Below are 18,054 nucleotides of genomic sequence, written 5' to 3'. Positions count from 1 at the left end.
GTCTATTTAATCGTTTGTTGAAAATTGAAGTGGTAGACAACTTAACTCTATGCCTGCCACTAATGCCCCCATGTTAGGGCGATTATAGCGAATAAGTCAATAACCCATAAAGCCAACGACACTTCTTTGTGCTTACCAATTGCCACTTTCAAGATAGTCCAACTCAAAAAGCCCCAAATAATTCCCTGCGTTATTGAATAAGAAAAAGGAATAAGAATAAGAGCCAAAAAAGCAGGAATAGCATCATCAAGTTTCGACCAGTTGATTTTAGTAACAGGTTTCATCATAAAAACCCCTACAATAACCAATGCTGGAGCAGTTGCAATAGCTGGAATGATAGATAATAGTGGCGATAAAAACATAAAAGGTAAAAATAAAATACCTGCCGTTATGGCAGTAAGACCCGTTCTACCACCTTGTTCAATACCAACAGCCGATTCTATATATGCTGTACCGGGGCTTGTACCCAAAATACCTGCTAGTAAGGTAGCCACGGCGTCGGTCATTAATGATTTTTTGACATTACGAGGCTCGCCATTTTCGTCATATAAGTCGGCAGCTTCGGCAAGTCCCACAAATGTTGAAATACTGTCGAACATATCAGTAAAAACAAAAGCAAAAACAACAGGGAATAACGATAGCTTGAGCGAATTAACTAAATCAAGCTGGAAGACTAACCCAAAGTCGGGCGAAGAAAATACCCCTTTCCAATTCACAAGAGTAGCTTGCCCAAAATTGATAGCCGAGGCATCGCCCCAAACTCTACCAATAGGCAAAGCCAGTAAAGTAGTAGCCAAAATACCAATAATAATACCGCCTCTAACCCGACGAATCACAAGAATAGAAGTAATAAATAACCCCACTAAGAAAGTCAAAATAATAGAGTCATGAAAATTGGCAATACCAACCAATGTAGCAGGATTGGCAATAATAAACTTCGCATTTTCGAGACCAATCAAACTAATAAATAACCCAATACCCGCCGAAATCGCAAACCGCAAAGGTTGTGGAATAGCACGTACAATATAGGTGCGTACATTCAGAACAGATAATAGCACAAAAATAACGCCTGCCCAGAATACAGCCCCTAAGGCTATCTGATAGCTAATACCCAAGCCTTTTACAGCCGTAAAGGTAAAAAACGCATTCATACCCATGCCTGGAGCTACAACAATAGGGTTTTTGGCATAAATACCCATCATCAAGCTACAGAAAAAACTCAGCAATACGGTGGCTGTTAGTACCGAATTGAAGGGCATACCTGCTTGGCTAAGAATAGACGGATTGACTACAATAATATACATAGTAGCCAAAAAAGAACTGATACCAGCAAGGATTTCGGTCTTGCTTGAAGATACTTTAGTTGTCATGAAAAGTAGGGTTTGTCTAAAAATAGTCTTCTCTTTGATAAAACACAAATTTTTCAAGCACACAACTTGAATTAATCCTATTTTTCAGTTGTTAAATAGTAAATATCTATTAGTTTCGCTTCTTCAATAGAGGGTCTACTCAATCGATCAATAAGCATGTATAATTTTATAGGCCTCAAGCCCGTTTTACTTTATCAAGAACTTTAAAATTTTACGTTAAATAATTGAATTGCTAAAGAATAGCTAGATTATTCTGTAAAAAGGCTGACAATAATTATATTGGCATAGCTTTTGACCTTTAAATAATTCGCTTTTGAAGTGAGAACAATTAAATGTAATTTTAGGGAGTTTCTGCCAATATGGCAGAGGGCGGTAATATTACTGCATAATATATACTTAAATATAACCTTACTGAAGTTTAAGATTCCAAACTTACCATTTCTAAAACTTATTTAACCACTGTATAATCCCTTACCGCTTATCCAATATTTTTGAAAGGAGAACATGAGCTACAATAAAAAATTCTTAAATAATCTACAACTCGCCGAAATTTCGGATTTCGATGGGATAGAGCTGATACCACTTGGTGCCGAGCAGATAGATGATGAGAAACTAGGCAAACTATCAAATGAATTACCTATTCTTCCTATCCGCAATATTATTTTATTTCCAGGAATGGTGATTCCTATTACCGTTGGTCGACAAAAATCTGTGCGTCTTGTAAAAAAAGCCTACAAAGGCGACCGTACCATTGGGGTAATTACGCAAGCAAATCCTAGTAAAGAAGAACCTGTTGGTGACGATTTATACAAAGTTGGAACAGTGGCACATATCTTGAAAATGATTGTCTTGCCAGGTGGCAATATCACTATCATTGTTCAAGGTCGTAAACGCTTTGAGGTACAAGAGTATATCAAAACAGAACCCCATTTGTTAGCAAAAGTGAGTTATATAGACGATAATTTCCCTGTAAAACTCAACCGAGAAAACAAGGCATTAGTGCAGTCATTGAGAGAAGCTGCCTCGAAAATCCTTTTCTTGAATCCTGAAATACCAAGAGAAGCCCAGATTGCTCTCGACAATATTGAGTCGCCAAGCTTTTTGATTCATTTTCTTTCGGCTAATATCAATGCTGAATTGGCCGAAAAACAACAACTTCTCGAAACTTTTAGCGGTATTGAACAAGCCCAAAAGTTGCTTGAATATATGATGACCGATATTGATTTGCTAGAACTCAAACGAGAAATTCAGAGCAAAGCAAGTAGCGATATTGATCAACAGCAGCGAGACTATTATTTGCGTCAGCAAATTAAGGTATTACAGGAGGAATTGGGCGTCGATAGCCCCGAGGCCGAAATTGATAAATTACGTGCCAAAGGTGCTAATAAAAAATGGACGAAAGAAATAGCCGACCATTTCCAAAAAGAACTTGGTAAATTACAACGCACCAACTCGATGTCGCCCGAGTATTCAATGCTTATCAATAACGTTGAGCTACTCGTAGACTTACCTTGGAGCGAATACACCAAGGATAATTTTGACCTGAAAAAAGCTCAAAAAATTCTTGATGCCGACCACTTTGGGCTAGAAAAGGTAAAAGAACGTATTATCGAATACCTTGCTGTCTTAAAAATGAAAGGCAATATGAAAGCCCCAATTTTGTGCTTATATGGACCTCCTGGTGTTGGTAAAACCTCTTTGGGTAAGTCGGTAGCCAAAGCTCTTGGCCGTAAGTACGTTCGGATGGCCTTGGGTGGGCTTCATGACGAATCCGAAATTAGAGGACACCGCAAAACCTATATAGGGGCTATGCCTGGTAAGGTTATCCAAAATATCAAAAAGGCTGGTTCTTCAAACCCTGTGTTTATCCTTGACGAAATAGATAAAGTAGGTACTGACCACCGTGGCGACCCGTCGTCGGCGTTGTTGGAGGTACTAGACCCTGAACAAAACAATGCCTTTTTAGATAATTACTTAGAGGTAGAATACGATTTGTCGAAGGTGCTATTTATTGCAACGGCCAACTCCCTAGACACAATCCACTCGGCTCTTCGTGACCGTATGGAGATTATCGACATTAGTGGTTATACCATGGAAGAGAAGGTGCAAATCGCTAAAAAACACCTTGTGCCTAAACAAAAACAAGAACACGGCCTTGACCCTAAAAGTATTACAATTACCGATGCTGCTATTCAAAAGGTGGTTGAGGGATATACCCGCGAGTCGGGCGTAAGAAAGCTTGAACAAGAAGTTGGAAAGCTTGTCAGAAAGATTACGAAGTCGATTGCAATGGAGGAAGAATACCCTAAAACGGTAAAGGCTGATGACGTTGTAAAATTATTAGGTACTGAGATTTTCGATAAAGATATTTATGAAAGCAACGATGTGGCTGGTGTAGTTACTGGCTTGGCGTGGACACCCGTTGGTGGCGATATCCTGTTTATTGAATCTATTCTTAATCGTGGCAAGGGTGGCCTCACACTTTCGGGGCAACTGGGCGATGTCATGAAAGAATCGGCCATGGCAGCTCTCTCGTATTTGCGTGCTCATGCCGACGACTATGCCATCGACTACCGAATTTTTGATTATTATAATTTGCATATTCACGTGCCAGCAGGTGCTGTACCCAAAGACGGTCCATCGGCAGGTATTACTATGACAACGTCAATTGCTTCGGCTTTGACACAACGTAAGATAAAACCTCATTTGGCCATGACTGGCGAAGTTACACTTCGTGGAAAAGTTTTGCCAGTAGGTGGTATCAAAGAAAAAATTCTGGCTGCCAAACGAGCAGGAATTAAGGAAATTATTCTTTGTAACAAAAATAAAAAAGACATCGAAGAAATAACTCCAGCTTATATTGCTGACCTTACTTTTCACTTTGTGGATAACGTTGATGAAGTTCTCGAAATAGCTTTACTCAAAGAAAAGGTGGCAAGACCTATTAAGTTTGTTTTTCCTGAAGATAAAAAAGAAAACGCCCTTGTTTAGGGCGTTTTTTATTGATAATAGTCTATGAAAATTGTACTTATCTTACAGGGTTTACCCGCCAGTGGTAAATCTACCTTTGCCAAACAACTTGTTGAAAAATCGGAAGGGAAATGGAAACGCCTCAACAAAGACGATATGCGGGCCATGCTCGACAACAGTGTGCATTCGCGTGAAAATGAGCAGTTTGTAGAACAACTTCGTGATATAATGCTTATCGAGGCTTTGAAACACGGTAAAAATGTGGTGGTTGATGATACCAATCTTTGGGAACGCCCTATCGAGCGTATTCAGAAAGCTGTAAATAAATACGAACAGATTTTTAAAGATAAAGTAGAAATTCAAACCAAAACATTTGACACTACCCTAGAGGTATGTATTGAACGGGACGAACTCCGTGATAAAAAAGTAGGGAGTTCGGTAATTGCCAAAATGTATCGCCAGCATATTCTATCCAAAGAAGAATTATATCAACCTATCGAACAGGATGATTCTTTGCCCAAAGCTATCATTTGTGATGTCGATAATACATTGGCTGTTTTGCACGAGCGAAATCCTCATGAAGTATATCGTTGCGAGGCTGACTTGCTCAATGAATCGGTAGCTGATTTACTCAAAAATTATCATCAGGCAGGATATAAAATTATTTTATTGACAACAAGAGATGAAAATGCTCGAAGACCAACCACCAACTGGCTAGCTTATAATAATATCGCTTACAATGCTTTATTGATGCGACCCATAGGGGACTCCAGAAAGGATACTATCGTCAAAAAAGAACTCTTTGAACAACATATTCAAGACCGCTTTTGGATAAAATTGGTTTTAGAAAACCACCCAGACCTTGTTGATTTTTGGCGATTAGTAATGAGGTTGCCGTGTTTTCAGGTAAACTACGGCGATATTTGAGTAGCCTATCATAAAATAATCCCCAGAGAAATAGACATAAGTAGCCTGTTCTCTTGGGGATTATTTTATTACTGAATCCTTTTCAGAAAGGTGCATAATTCATTCTTTCTTGAAAACGTAGTTTGTTCTTTAAGGTAATACACACCAAATTAATAAAATTTAGGTAAAGGGTTCAGTTGGGTATTTTGGCGTTGATGCCAATACGGATAAATCGTTGGTATTTCGCTGGCTTGGTCTAGCTTTTTAACTTGTTCTACCGAAAGATTCCACCCTACAGCTCCAAGATTTTGGACAAGCTGTTCTTCATTGCGAGCCCCAATAATAATACTCGAAACTGTCGGACGCTGCAAAAGCCAATTAATGGCTACTTGTGCTAGGCTTTTGCCTGTTTCTTCGGCTACTTCGTCGAGGGTATCTATAATGTTATAAAAAACCTCATTATCAATAACAGCCTGTGGAATCGGGCTTCCGCCCTGAGCCACACGGCTATCTTGTGGTAAAGGTTGATTACGTCGGTATTTACCTCCCAAGCGGCCAGCCGCCAATGGCGACCAAATAATTCCTCCTACTTGCTGGTCGATACCCAAAGGCATTAGTTCCCATTCGTACTCACGGTTGGCCAACGAATAATATACCTGATGAGCCACATAACGATTCCAACCGTATTTGTCTGATAAGGCCAATGATTTCATCAAGTGCCATCCCGAAAAATTAGAGGCCGCGATATAACGAATTTTGCCACTTTGAATCAAATCGTCTAATGCACGAAGCGTTTCTTCGATAGGCGTATTGCCATCAAATCCGTGCATGTGAAATAAGTCGATATAGTCAGTTTGTAAACGCTTTAGGCTACCTTCTACTTGTGTAATTAAGCGGTGACGTGACGAACCTTGATTGTTGGGGCCATCGCCAAAAGGAAAAGTAGCTTTTGTAGAAATAATAGATTGGGCTCTTTTACCAACAAGAGCTTTACCCAATATTTCTTCAGAAAGTCCTTGTGAATAAACATCGGCTGTATCAAAAAAATTAAGCCCTGCTTCGAGACAAATATCTACTAAGCGAGTTGCCTCATCGACCTGAGTACTGCCCCAAGCCTTAAAGAAATCGTTACCTCCGCCAAATGTAGCAGTACCAAAACTAAGCACAGGCACATTTAGTCCCGATGCCCCTAATTGTCTGTATTCCATGTTAAAATTGGTTTTGATGTTTTTAAAGACATTTATATAAGGTAAGTTTTATCAAAAATGTTCCTTCCTATTAGTCTTCATCTTCGGTAGCTCTATTATCTAATTCTATTTCTATGGATTCGCCTAATAGCAAGGTAGCTTGGTCTTGGGGCAGCTCCTGTACTGTTCTGAGTTTTCGTTCTATTGCTCTACTCCGAATTTCGGCTTGGTCAATCACATTGGTAGCTTCTTGTAGTTTCTTTTTGGTTTTGCCAAGCACTCGCCCAAAGTTCCCAAACTCTGTTTTGACAGCTCCCAATACCTCCCATACTTCACTCGAACGTTTTTCAATTGCCAATGTGCGGAAACCCATTTGCAAGCTACTCAAAAATGCCGCTAAATTAGTTGGCCCTACTACCGAAATACGGTAATCTCGTTGTAGGGTCTCAAAAAGCCCTGTTCGTCTAAGTATCTCGGCATACAGCCCCTCGGTTGGTACAAACATAATGGCAAAGTCTGTTGTGTGCGGAGGATTGAGGTATTTGTCTTTAATATCCTTGGCATTTTTCTTGATGGCATTCTCAAATTGTTTTGATATATCTTCTATCGCTTTGGTACTCAATACCCCTGCGTTGTCATAAGCCTCTAGTAGTCGCTGATAATCTTCATTAGGAAACTTCGAGTCGATGGGTAATAATACTGCTTGCGAGTCCTCGTTTTTGTTAGGTAATTTAATGGCATATTCTACCCTTTCTTGACTTCCTGCTTTTACACTCACATTTTGTTCGTATTGTTCTGGCGAGAGGATTTGCTCTAGTATAGCCCCAAGTTGTATTTCGCCAAGATTACCACGTGTTTTTACATTAGTTAATACTTTTTTGAGGTCGCCTACTCCCGAAGCTAACGTTTGCATTTCGCCAAGCCCTTTGTGTACTTGTTCGAGGCGTTCGCTAATAATTTTGAACGATTCATTAAATCGCTTTTCGACGGTTGACTGGAGTTTTTCATCCACAGTATTACGCATTTCTTCTAATTTCTTGGCATTTTCACTTTGTAGGGTTTGTAGTTGCTGGGCTACTGTTTCACGAATTTTGTCGAGCTGCTTTTCTGTACCCTGACGAGCTAGGGTTATTTCCTCTCGGTTTTCTTTGCCCAAAAGTTGTAGGGTATTTTGCAAACGAAGCATTTTTTCTTCTACATTTTGTATAAAAAAGCCAAGCTGCTTTGAAAATGTCTCAAACTGGTTATTCTGAGCAGCATTCAAATGGCTACTATTTTGTAATACATTTTGTCCTAAAGTATTAAAAGCCAGACTGATTTCTTTACGACTATCCTGAGACGCACGACGATTCTCTTCTCGGTTATTGGTTAGTTCGTCACGCAGGATATTCTGTAACTTAACTAAATCATAACTTATTTTTTGAACCTCAAATTTCAGCTCTTCATTTTTAGGTTCTGATTTACGAGCAAATGTTATCCAGATATTAATAAGCACCAGTACAATCAGGATTACTAATAAAATGCTATTCATAAGCACAATTGGTTTTAAAGCTGTTTAAATATTTGTTTTAAAAGGCAAAAAATATTTCTTAAAAATTCCTAAAACATAGACAAGTTGTTACTAAAATTACCGAAAACTGTACATAAAACGACAGGTCTGTTAATGAAATGTTAAGCTATACAACAGTTCTGAAATAGAAGCGTTAATTTTGAACCATGAATTCAAAAACCTTACGCATATTTGTTGCTCTGTCTATCCTGCTGATGGCTGGAGTGATTGTTATACAATATTTTTGGTTTCGTCAAGCCTATAATATTCAAGATAGGGATTTCGACCAACGAGTTACCTCTGCTTTGCGGCTGGTAAGCCGTAGGGTTTTGGACTTTAATAAAAACCCCAACAACAAGCTACTACAGCCCGTAGAACGTGTTACTTCTAATTATTATACCGTACAAACCAACGATACCATCAACGCTAAAGTACTAGAGGAGTTTCTGAAACAGGAGTTTGCCAGAAGTGATATTCGACTCAACTTTGAGTACGGTATTTATGACTGTTTGAAAGACCGAATCAATTTTAAGTCGTTTGTGTGTCATTCTGAAAATTGTGATAAAAATGATTCTACAGCACATTATAACTTTCCCGACCTAAATATCCATAACTATTATTTTGGGGTATATTTTCCCGATAAAAAATATTTTCTTTTGGGCGATTTAGACAACTGGTTTTTTTCGTCAACTATATTGCTGGTGGTTATGTCATTTTTTGTATATGCTTTGATGGTTATTTTTAAGCAAAAAAGGCTTTCCGAAGTCCAGAATGACTTTATCAACAATATGACACACGAGTTTAAAACGCCTATTTCTACGATTTCTATTTCGTCGGAAGTACTTATGAAACCCGAAATCATTCAGACACCTGAGCGTTTGCTGAGTTATGCGTCGATTATTAGAAAGGAGGCAGCTCGTTTGAAAAAAAATGTAGATACTGTTTTGCAAACTGCCAATATCGACCAAAAGATAGATAAACTTAATCTGGAAGAAGTAAATGTTCATGATTTATTAGAAGAACTAACCCTTAATTGTGAGCCTATTTTCAAAGAGCGTGGAGGCGATTTGCAGGTGATTCTTCAGGCAGAAAATACGATTATCAAAGCCGACAGGCTGCATTTTAGCAATATTATCCACAATCTTATCGACAATGGTATTAAGTATTGTGAAACAACGCCAAATATCACTATCAAAACCCAAAATATAGGCAACTACCTCGTTATCAGTATCAAAGACAACGGAATTGGCATTACCGAAAAAGACCAAAGGCATATTTTCAATAAGTTTTTTAGGGTACACACAGGCGATGTCCATAATGTAAAAGGCTTTGGATTGGGGCTATATTATGTCAAAGAAATGGTAGAAGGCCACAAAGGTAAAATAGAAGTAAGAAGTAAACTCCATGAGGGAAGCGAATTTAGGCTGATTATTCCTGTGGTAGTAGCATAAAAAACATGAGTCACCCCAAATTGAGTGAATAGTGATTATTTTTGAAGATGCTTTTCAGCAGTAGAGATATAATGCTTCGCGGCTAAAGGTGTATCATTATAATAGGCAAAAGGCGTTCGAAATTAGTTTTTCGAACGCCTTTTGCCTAAATATCCGCTATTTTTCTATCATTTGAGCAATTGTTCAGCCTCATCACAATTCACTTGACTACCTTATGAATCGCAATGAACACAAATAGGGAATTTTTAATATTGCCCAAAATTCGGGATGACTTATGTTTGGGGTTAAAAATCTTTGAGAACCTCACGGGTTATCACGATTTTCTGGATTTCGGAAGTACCTTCACCGATGGTACATAGTTTGGCATCTCGATAAAACTTCTCAACGGGAAAATCTTTGGTATAGCCATACCCTCCAAAAATTTGTACAGCATCGGTAGCCACTTCTACAGCTATTTCCGAGGCATAGTACTTAGCCATTGCAGCTTCTTTGGTCATATTACTCCCTTCCATTTTGAGCATAGCCGCCTGCCGAGTCATAAGTTCGGCAGCATGCACTTTGGTAGCCATATCGGCCAATTTAAAGCTTATACCCTGAAAATTAACAATCGCCTGACCAAACTGTTGTCGTTCCTGAGCGTATCGAGCAGCAGCAGCCAAAGCCCCTTTGGCAATTCCTAACGAAAGAGCTGCAATAGAGATACGGCCACCATCCAATATTTTCATAGCCTGCTTAAAGCCGTCGCCCTCTTGTCCTAATCTTGCCGAAATAGGAACTCGACAGTCTTCCAAAATTACCTCGGCTGTTTCGGAAGCACGCATGCCTAATTTATTTTCTTTTTTACCAAATTTTAGCCTAGGATTACCTCTTTCCACAATAAAGGCTGTAGCATTATTTTTAGCTCCTATATCGCCCGTACGAGCCATAATAACAACCACATCGCCAGACTTCCCATGGGTAATCCAGCATTTAGAGCCATTCAGCACATATTCATCGCCATCTAGCTTGGCCGTACAAGCCATCCTTGCCGAATCTGAGCCTGTATTGGGTTCGGTAAGCCCCCATGCCCCAATCCATTCGCCCGATGCTAGCTTGGGTAAATACTGCTGTTTCTGGTTGTCGTTGCCAAACTGTAAAATGTGGTTGGTACAAAGCGAATTATGAGCCGCCACAGAAAGACCAATAGAACCACATACTTGGGCAATTTCTTCGATAATACTTACGTATTCTTGGTAGCCAAGACCCGCCCCACCATATTGTTCTGGAACCAAAACTCCCAGAAAACCTTGTTCGCCCATTTTGTGCATGAGGTCGATAGGAAAATACTGGGCTTCGTCCCATTCCATTACATTTGGACGGATATATCTTTCTGCAAATTCTTTTGCGGCTAGGCGTACTAAATCTGTTTTTGAATTGTACATTTTGTAGTTAAAGGGTTATTGATGAAGGAAAATTTTCATGTTGATAATACAAGATAAACACCTTTGTACTATTAGGTTTGCTGTTTTTTTAGCATCTTTATATATGCTATATAACGAAAATACTTTGTTTTAGTAACGGAATAGTACTTATTTTTATAAAAATATTTTTATTATGAACCTAAAAACATCTTCATCTTTAGATTTATCTATTACAGCAATGGGGGTTGCTAGACTTACCTTTTCGCAAGCCCCTACCAATGCTATGCCAATTGTACTTTTGGAAGAATTAGCAAATACTATTCAAATATTAGGCAAAGATTCAAATGTACGGGTAATAATTTTGCAAAGTGGAGGAGACAGAACTTTTTGTTCGGGGGCAGATTTTAATGAATTACGTCAAATACAGGATATGTCGGCTGGGAAAATATTTTTCAGTGGCTTTGCCAAGGTAATTAATGCTTGTCGGGAATCTTCCAAAATAATTATTGGTCGAGTACAAGGTAAAGCCGTTGGCGGTGGCGTGGGCTTAGCAGCGGCAACGGATTATTGCTTTGCTACTCAATGGGCAAGTATCAAATTGAGCGAACTTAGTATTGGAATTGTTCCTGCGGTAATAGAACCAGCAGTATCTCGAAAAATTGGACTTTCCTCATTTTCCAAAATGGCATTGAACCCTACAGAATTTTATTCGGCAGAATGGGCATTTCAACAAGGTTTATTTTATGAGGTATTGGACTCTATCGAAAAAATGGATGATTCTATTGAGCAGTTCGCCAACCAATTAGCTCGGTATAACCCCGATGCCCTGCTGGCTCTCAAACAAATTCTATGGGTCAATACCGAGCATTGGGAATGGCTACTACATGAACGAGCCGAAATAAGCGGCAAATTAGTACTAAGCGAATTTACTCGAAACGCTCTAGCTCGCTTTTAGTAGAGCAAATGTATTTGATAGTATAGACTTATTGATTCTACAAAATGAGTGCGGATAAGTTTCGCACAATTTTTGTTTGAGAAAAGTTGTGATTAATTTTACTCACAAACGTCTAGCTCTTCGAAAATCAATATTTAGCAATTTATGGCAAAGAATAAGTCTGTTCAACCCGCCAAGCCTCAACAGCTTAAGCAAGTAGTTAATAATTTAAAAACAAACCACGAACCCGAAGTTACTATTAGTCCAATTGAATATACGCCCCGCAATTTCAAAATATTGCTTGGCCTAATTGTTGGGGTGGTTTTGATAGCCTATTTACCAGGTTTTCAAAACGGCTTTGTTTGGGACGATATGTTTTATATTGTCAATGACGAAGATTTGCGAAAAGTATCTTTCGATAATCTTTACCTATTAGTAAGCAAATTTTATTTGGGCAACTGGCATCCACTTACCATGTTAACCTATTATTTAGAATATTCTTTGGTAAAAGACACAGCCTGGGTATATCACCTCAACAATACTATTATTCATATTATCAATAGCATTTTTGTGTTTAAGCTTATCGAAAAGCTCAGTAAAAACTTTTTGGTGGGAGCTGTTACTGCTGTACTTTTTGCGATTCACCCTTTGCACGTTGAGTCGGTTGTGTGGGCAGCAGAACGCAAAGACGTACTTTATACTCTTTTTCTGTTGATTTCGTTTTGGCAATATTTGCGATATACCGACGAACTAGTAGATACCGATGGGCAAACACAATGGAACAATAAACGTTTGTGGTATGCTTTTGGCCTGTTTCTATTATCATGTTTTGCCAAAGGTATGGCCGTAATTTTGCCAGTAGTATTTTTACTGACCGATTATTTTTTACTGAATCGAAAAAATATTATAAAAATCGGCATTGAGAAAATTCCATTTTTAATAGCCTCTTTGGTATTTGGTATTATTTCAATCAAGGCACAAAGCGAGGCAGGAGCTAATGCCACCAAGGTTATTAATGCGTCTTATACTTTTGGCGAACGCTTCTTTATGATTAATTATGGCGTATTGTCTTATTGGCTCAAAATGCTCGTTCCTGTCAATCTACTAGCGTTTTATCCTTATCCTCAAAAACCCGCAGGCTCTATTCCTTCTATATATTACTCGGCGTTTATAGGTATAGCCTTAGTTGCGGTTATTATTTACTTTTGGGGTCGCCGTAACAAGCTCGTTTGGTGGGGAGGGTTGTACTTCCTTATTGTTATTTTCCCTGTGTCGCAAGTATTGCCTGTTGGTAGTGCCTTAATGGCCGACCGCTATTTCTATGTGTCTTCTATAGGCCCATTATTGTTATTAGGACTCCTAGCCAACTACCTTTATTCCAAGGCTTCTACGCATAAAGCCATGCCAAGTATAGCTACAATTTTGCTATTAGCATTTACCTTTTTGTCGTTCAGGCAATCAACCAAGTGGAAAGATACCCTTACGCTTTTTACACCGATTTATGAAAAATACCCATCCGACCCAATGGTAACAAGTAACTTAGGTTGGTATTGGTTTTTAGAGAAAGACAGCGAGAAAGCAAAGTTCTTTTTTGAAGAAACGCATAAAACTACTTTTAAAACAGCCGATGTACATACTGCTTTAGGACAAATCTACTTTGACGAAAAGAAATACCAATTAACCGTCGAAAATTTTGAGGCAGCCCTAAAACTCAAGCCCGAAGAGATGAAAAATCTGCACTGGATGCTTGGAGCGGCCTATTATTATACTGGCGAATATGACAAAGCAATCACCGAAAGCCAAATAGCGTTGGATAAATCTGATAATAAAAACCAATTTGCCCATAATATCATGGGCTTGGCGTTGTGCAAAAAAGGTAATGAAGCCGAAGGTCGTAAATATTATGACAAAGCCATTGGGTTAGATAGCAAATTTGCCGACCCTTATATTAATATCAGTACCATTTATAATCATGCAGGCAACCACCTCAAAGAAATTGAGGTACTAGAAAAAGCCTTGAAGATTGATAAAAAAGCCATGACAGCCTACAAAAACTTAGGAGTAGCCTATAAAGAACTTGGACGCTGGCAAGAGGCTATCAGGATTTGGGAGAAAGGGGCTGCCGCCGACCCCAAAGACGGTAGTTTTGACTATAATATTGGTTTAGAATACGGTCAGCATGGCGATATTCCAAAGGGTATAAAAGCTATGCAAAAAGCTGTAGCCCGTGGTGATACCAATGCTACAGCCTTCTTAACTCAAAGGGGTATTCCTTTAAAATAAGTTGAAAAAAATCTTTATGTCTATCCAAACATGAGTCATACCCCATTAGGTAATATTAAAAGAGACCACCTCTTTGTGTTTGTTGAGATTTGATAAGGTCGCCAAGTGAATTTTGATGAGGCTTATCAATTACTCAAATGATAGAAAATTAGTGGCTATTCATGAAAAAAGGCGTTCGAAATTAGTTATTCGAACGCCTTTTGTATATTAAATGACACATCTTTAGCCGTAAAGTATTGCGGCTTTACTAGTGAAAATTATCACTAAATTAAGGATGACATCATGTAGATGTATAAAAAAAGTCTTCTTACATGAGTATAAATCTACTATATCTTCAATCATATAATAGAAAAGTATGAAAACTTAGCTATGATTGGGGCTTTCTGATAATAGAATAGAGTTTTATTCCTTGTTTATAGAAGAGAGATAAGGAAAAACCATCCAAAATTTTTCAACTTTTCGTACACTACAATCATATACCTGTAGTTTTGATTTGAGCGTAAATCTAAAAACCTCCTAGAATTTATAACAGAGCAGGATGCAAATCTGAGGCTAATCCCTGACCTTTAACATTTGAATTAATCTTCAAAACTTATATAACAATGACTTTAAGAAAATTTCTTAAAAACAAATTACTCATGGCCTCCGCTTCTACCGTCTTGATTGTATCATGTGCGAAGCTCGGAAAAAAAGAACAAGCAATTATCATTAGAGAGGACGGCTCAAAAGCTAGTGTAAAAGCCAAAGAAATCCGTGAAAAAACGCCTATCAAATTGGCTGATGGCCTACAAATGCACCTTTGGGCATCTGATTCGCTTGCTCCTGACCCCGTAGCAATGTCGATAGACGACCAAGGAAGAGTATATTTGATTCGTACCAATCGCCAAAAAAACTCTGAATTTGATATTCGTGGTCACCGAGACTGGATGACTGAATCTATCGGTTTACAAACCGTAGAAGATAGACGTGCCTTTTTACGAAAAACATTTTCGCCCGAACGAAGCAAAGAAAATGAATGGCTCAAAGATCTGAACGAAGATGGTAGCCACGACTGGCGTGACCTTACTGTAGAAAAAGACGAAGTATGGCGTTTGGAAGATACCGACAACGATGGTATTGCGGATATTTCAAAACGAGTTGTCAATGACTTTTTTGAAGAAGTTACCGATGTAGCAGGGGGGCTTTTGGTTCGAGCTAAAGAAATGTTTATTGGTATTGCACCCGACCTTTGGCGTTTGGTAGACACCAACGGCGATGGCGTTTATGACAAAAAAACCTCCATTAGTCATGGATACGGTGTACACATTGGCTTTGGGGGGCACGGTATGTCGGGCGTTACCGAAGGCCCCGATGGACGTATTTACTGGAATATCGGCGATATTGGTGCTAATATTACGACGGCCGATGGCAAAAAATTTGAAAACCCAAATTCGGGTATTATTGCTCGTTCTAATCCAGACGGAAGTGATTTTGAAATTTTTGCAGCGGGTTTACGCAATACCCACGAGTTTGTATTTGACCAATATGGCAACCTTATTTCATCCGATAACGATGGCGACTACCCTGGCGAAAGCGAACGATTAGTTCACGTAGTAGAAGGCTCGGATGCTGGATGGCGTTCTAACTGGCAATACGGCAAATACACCGACCCAAAAAACAATAAGTTTAATGTTTGGATGGACGAAAAACTCTACAAACCTCGTTGGGAAGGACAAGCAGCCTATATTATCCCGCCTATTATGAACTACCACAATGGCCCAACTGGAATGGTATATAACCCTGGCACAGCCTTGGGGTCTGAATGGAAAAATAAATTTTTCTTGGTTGAGTTTGTGGGTAGCCCTACACGTTCTCATATTTGGTCGTTTGGGCTTAAACCCAAAGGTGCTTCGTTTGAACTTGATGGCGAAAAAGACCTCGTTAGCGGTATTTTACCAACAGGTATTAAATTTGGCCCAGACGGAGCATTGTATGTAGCCGACTGGATTAATGGCTGGGATACCAAAAATTATGGCCGTGTATGGAAACTTGACGTATCGAAAGATAAAAATGATAACGAAGCTATCAGACAAGAAACCAAGCGTTTGATTCAACTAGATTATGCCAAACAAACCGACGATGTTCTTTATGGTTTATTGTCGAATGTCGATATGCGTATTCGCCAAAAGGCTCAGTTTGAATTGGTTAATAGAGGAAACAAAGGCTTTGCTCAATTCACAAAAGCAATTAATCAGAATACCAATCAATTGGCTCGTATTCATGCTATTTGGGGCATAGGCCAGTTGGCTCGTAAAGATGCTTCTTTTGCATCACCGCTTATTGCTCTTTTGAAAGATAAAGACGCTGAGATTATCGCACAAACTGCCAAAATTTTGGGCGATGCCAAAATTCCTGCTATTGGAAGCGAACTAGTGCCTTTATTACAAAACAACAATCCACGAGTAAAATTCTATGCTGCCGAAGCCCTTGGCCGTATTGCTTACCAAGATGCCGTAAACCCTTTGATTCAGCTTTTAGAAGCCAACAACGACGAAGATGTTTATTTACGTCATGCGGCAGTTTTGGCGTTGTCTCGTATCGGCAAAGTTGAGCCTGTAGTAGCCCTTGCCAAAAGCCCTAGTAAGGCTCTTCGTGTAGCCGCAGTATTGGTATTACGAAAAATGAAAAACGACAATATCGCTGTTTTCTTGAATGATAAAGATGAATATATTGTCACAGAAGCAGCACGTGCAATCAACGACGACTTATCTATTCCGAATGCACTGCCAGCTTTGGCGGCTACTTTGAGCGAAACCCGATTTACTTCTGAACCATTGCTTCGCCGTGCTATCAATGCTACCTTGCGTGTAGGAACAGAAAAAGAGCTTGATTTATTGATTAAGTTTTCGACCCGTACCGACATCAAAGACGACATTAAGGCTGAAGCCTTAGCAACTTTAGGTTCGTGGTCAAATCCATCGGTTTTGGATAGAGTGGACGGACGTTATCGTGGTAAGCTAGAAAGAGACGGAGCATTGGTAAAAACAAAAATTGAGCCTTATATCGGTAAGTTCTTGAAAGAAACTAACCCCGAATCATTAGTAGCTATGGCTGGGTTATTATCGGATTTGAATATTACAGAATTTAATACCGAACTAGCCACTATTTATGCCAATACCGAAAGCAATAAAGTAAAAATAGCTATTTTACCAGCCTTGAATAAATTGAATTACGCCCAAATTGAGGCTATTATCAAAAAAGGTATGGAAGACAAAGACGAAAGCGTTAGAACTGTTGCCTTAGGCCTTTTGAATAATAACAACGTGTCGGCCGAAAGCCTTCCTGCTATTGTCAAAACTATTTTTGCCAAAGGTGGTATCAAAGAACAACAACAAATGTTGGTGGTATTGGGCAAGCTTGCTCTTGACAAAACTCAGGCTATTCTAGGAGGATTGATTGACCAATTACAAGAAAAACAGTTATCGCCAAGTGTTTCCTTAGAATTAAAAGAAGCCGTTGATGCGTCTGGTTCTGAAGCTTTAAAAGCCAAAATTGCAGCCATAAAACCGAGTGCTTCGCCAATGGAAGAATATGCTGATGCCTTATTTGGAGGAAATCGCAATAATGGTTGGAATACCTTCAATTACAATTCAACAGCACAATGTGTCCGTTGTCACTCATTGGGTGGTGAAGGTGGTTCGGTAGGGCCTAACTTATCTAAAATCGGAAGTACCCTAACGCGTGAGCAACTCCTACAAGCCCTTATTGAACCAAGTGCTAGGCTTTCGCCAGGCTACGGAACGGTTTCTTTAAAACTAAAAGATGGACAAGAAGTGACAGGTACATTAGCCCGAGAAAATGACCATGAATTGGTGATTACAACCTCCGATGCCGAACCTTTGGTGATTCCTGTGGCAAGGATTGCTAAAAGAGAAAATATTCCATCGAGTATGCCTCCAATGGGTTCTTTATTATCTAAAAGGGAAATTCGTGATTTGGTAGAGTTTTTGGCTAATCAAAAATAG

10 protein-coding genes are annotated in these 18,054 nt (G+C 39.1%); 6 read left to right on the top strand and 4 right to left on the bottom strand.

Annotated features, from left to right (window positions below; all coding sequences use genetic code 11):
* Positions 1-59 precede the first annotated feature (59 nt).
* Entirely contained in the window at positions 60-1,370 is a 1,311-nt protein-coding gene (locus FLEMA_RS71660; RefSeq protein WP_044172570.1) for an NCS2 family permease, read from the bottom strand.
* A 504-nt stretch (positions 1,371-1,874) separates the two neighbouring features.
* Here FLEMA_RS71660 and lon point away from each other — a divergent pair.
* Together lon and FLEMA_RS0137995 are read left to right on the top strand one after the other, a co-directional pair.
* A complete protein-coding gene (gene lon, locus FLEMA_RS0138000; RefSeq protein WP_026997909.1) occupies positions 1,875-4,361 on the top strand; it encodes an endopeptidase La in 2,487 nt (828 codons plus the stop codon).
* 24 nt (positions 4,362-4,385) lie between these two features.
* Positions 4,386-5,267 carry a phosphatase domain-containing protein gene (locus FLEMA_RS0137995; protein WP_026997908.1) on the top strand — a complete coding sequence of 294 codons (882 nt, stop codon included), beginning with the start codon at positions 4,386-4,388 and terminating at the stop codon, positions 5,265-5,267.
* A gap of 149 nt (positions 5,268-5,416) precedes the next feature.
* On the opposite strand, the gene FLEMA_RS71655 is transcribed toward FLEMA_RS0137995, so the two are convergent.
* Positions 5,417-6,454: an aldo/keto reductase gene (locus tag FLEMA_RS71655; protein ID WP_044172567.1), complete on the bottom strand. Its 1,038-nt coding sequence runs from the start codon at positions 6,452-6,454 to the stop codon at positions 5,417-5,419.
* Positions 6,455-6,524: 70 nt separating this feature from the next.
* On the bottom strand, positions 6,525-7,964 hold the full coding sequence (rmuC, locus tag FLEMA_RS71650; RefSeq protein ID WP_044172564.1) for a DNA recombination protein RmuC: 1,440 nt from the start codon (positions 7,962-7,964) through the stop codon (positions 6,525-6,527).
* Positions 7,965-8,149: 185 nt separating this feature from the next.
* Here rmuC and FLEMA_RS0137925 point away from each other — a divergent pair, with 185 nt between their 5' ends.
* Positions 8,150-9,433, top strand: coding sequence for a sensor histidine kinase (locus FLEMA_RS0137925; RefSeq protein ID WP_026997907.1), 1,284 nt, complete (start codon positions 8,150-8,152; stop codon positions 9,431-9,433).
* Between the two features lie 284 nt (positions 9,434-9,717).
* Here the strand turns inward: FLEMA_RS0137925 and FLEMA_RS71645 are convergent, their stop codons facing one another.
* Positions 9,718-10,854, bottom strand: coding sequence for an acyl-CoA dehydrogenase family protein (locus FLEMA_RS71645; RefSeq protein WP_044172560.1), 1,137 nt, complete (start codon positions 10,852-10,854; stop codon positions 9,718-9,720).
* Positions 10,855-11,026: 172 nt separating this feature from the next.
* Between FLEMA_RS71645 and FLEMA_RS0137875 the strand changes: the two genes are divergently transcribed.
* The 3 genes from FLEMA_RS0137875 (at position 11,027) to FLEMA_RS0137845 (ending at position 18,054) form a co-directional block, all read left to right on the top strand.
* Positions 11,027-11,788: an enoyl-CoA hydratase/isomerase family protein gene (locus FLEMA_RS0137875; RefSeq protein WP_044172558.1), complete on the top strand. Its 762-nt coding sequence runs from the start codon at positions 11,027-11,029 to the stop codon at positions 11,786-11,788.
* 144 nt (positions 11,789-11,932) lie between these two features.
* Positions 11,933-14,050: a tetratricopeptide repeat protein gene (locus FLEMA_RS0137860; protein ID WP_044172555.1), complete on the top strand. Its 2,118-nt coding sequence runs from the start codon at positions 11,933-11,935 to the stop codon at positions 14,048-14,050.
* A gap of 602 nt (positions 14,051-14,652) precedes the next feature.
* Entirely contained in the window at positions 14,653-18,054 is a 3,402-nt protein-coding gene (locus FLEMA_RS0137845; RefSeq protein WP_026997905.1) for a PVC-type heme-binding CxxCH protein, read from the top strand.

The organism is Flectobacillus major DSM 103 (genome assembly GCF_000427405.1).
Classification (GTDB): domain Bacteria; phylum Bacteroidota; class Bacteroidia; order Cytophagales; family Spirosomataceae; genus Flectobacillus; species Flectobacillus major.
Note: the sequence above shows the minus strand (reverse complement) of the source record. Positions and strands in the feature narration are given on the sequence as shown.

Excerpts from the sequence above, each read along its gene's own strand:
- FLEMA_RS71660 (WP_044172570.1), bottom strand. The coding sequence starts at position 1,370 with ATGACAACTAAAGTATCTTCAAGCAAGACCGAAATCCTTGCTGGTATC.
- lon (WP_026997909.1), top strand. The coding sequence starts at position 1,875 with ATGAGCTACAATAAAAAATTCTTAAATAATCTACAACTCGCCGAAATT.
- FLEMA_RS0137995 (WP_026997908.1), top strand. The coding sequence starts at position 4,386 with ATGAAAATTGTACTTATCTTACAGGGTTTACCCGCCAGTGGTAAATCT.
- FLEMA_RS71655 (WP_044172567.1), bottom strand. The coding sequence starts at position 6,454 with ATGGAATACAGACAATTAGGGGCATCGGGACTAAATGTGCCTGTGCTT.
- rmuC (WP_044172564.1), bottom strand. The coding sequence starts at position 7,964 with ATGAATAGCATTTTATTAGTAATCCTGATTGTACTGGTGCTTATTAAT.
- FLEMA_RS0137925 (WP_026997907.1), top strand. The coding sequence starts at position 8,150 with ATGAATTCAAAAACCTTACGCATATTTGTTGCTCTGTCTATCCTGCTG.
- FLEMA_RS71645 (WP_044172560.1), bottom strand. The coding sequence starts at position 10,854 with ATGTACAATTCAAAAACAGATTTAGTACGCCTAGCCGCAAAAGAATTT.
- FLEMA_RS0137875 (WP_044172558.1), top strand. The coding sequence starts at position 11,027 with ATGAACCTAAAAACATCTTCATCTTTAGATTTATCTATTACAGCAATG.
- FLEMA_RS0137860 (WP_044172555.1), top strand. The coding sequence starts at position 11,933 with ATGGCAAAGAATAAGTCTGTTCAACCCGCCAAGCCTCAACAGCTTAAG.
- FLEMA_RS0137845 (WP_026997905.1), top strand. The coding sequence starts at position 14,653 with ATGACTTTAAGAAAATTTCTTAAAAACAAATTACTCATGGCCTCCGCT.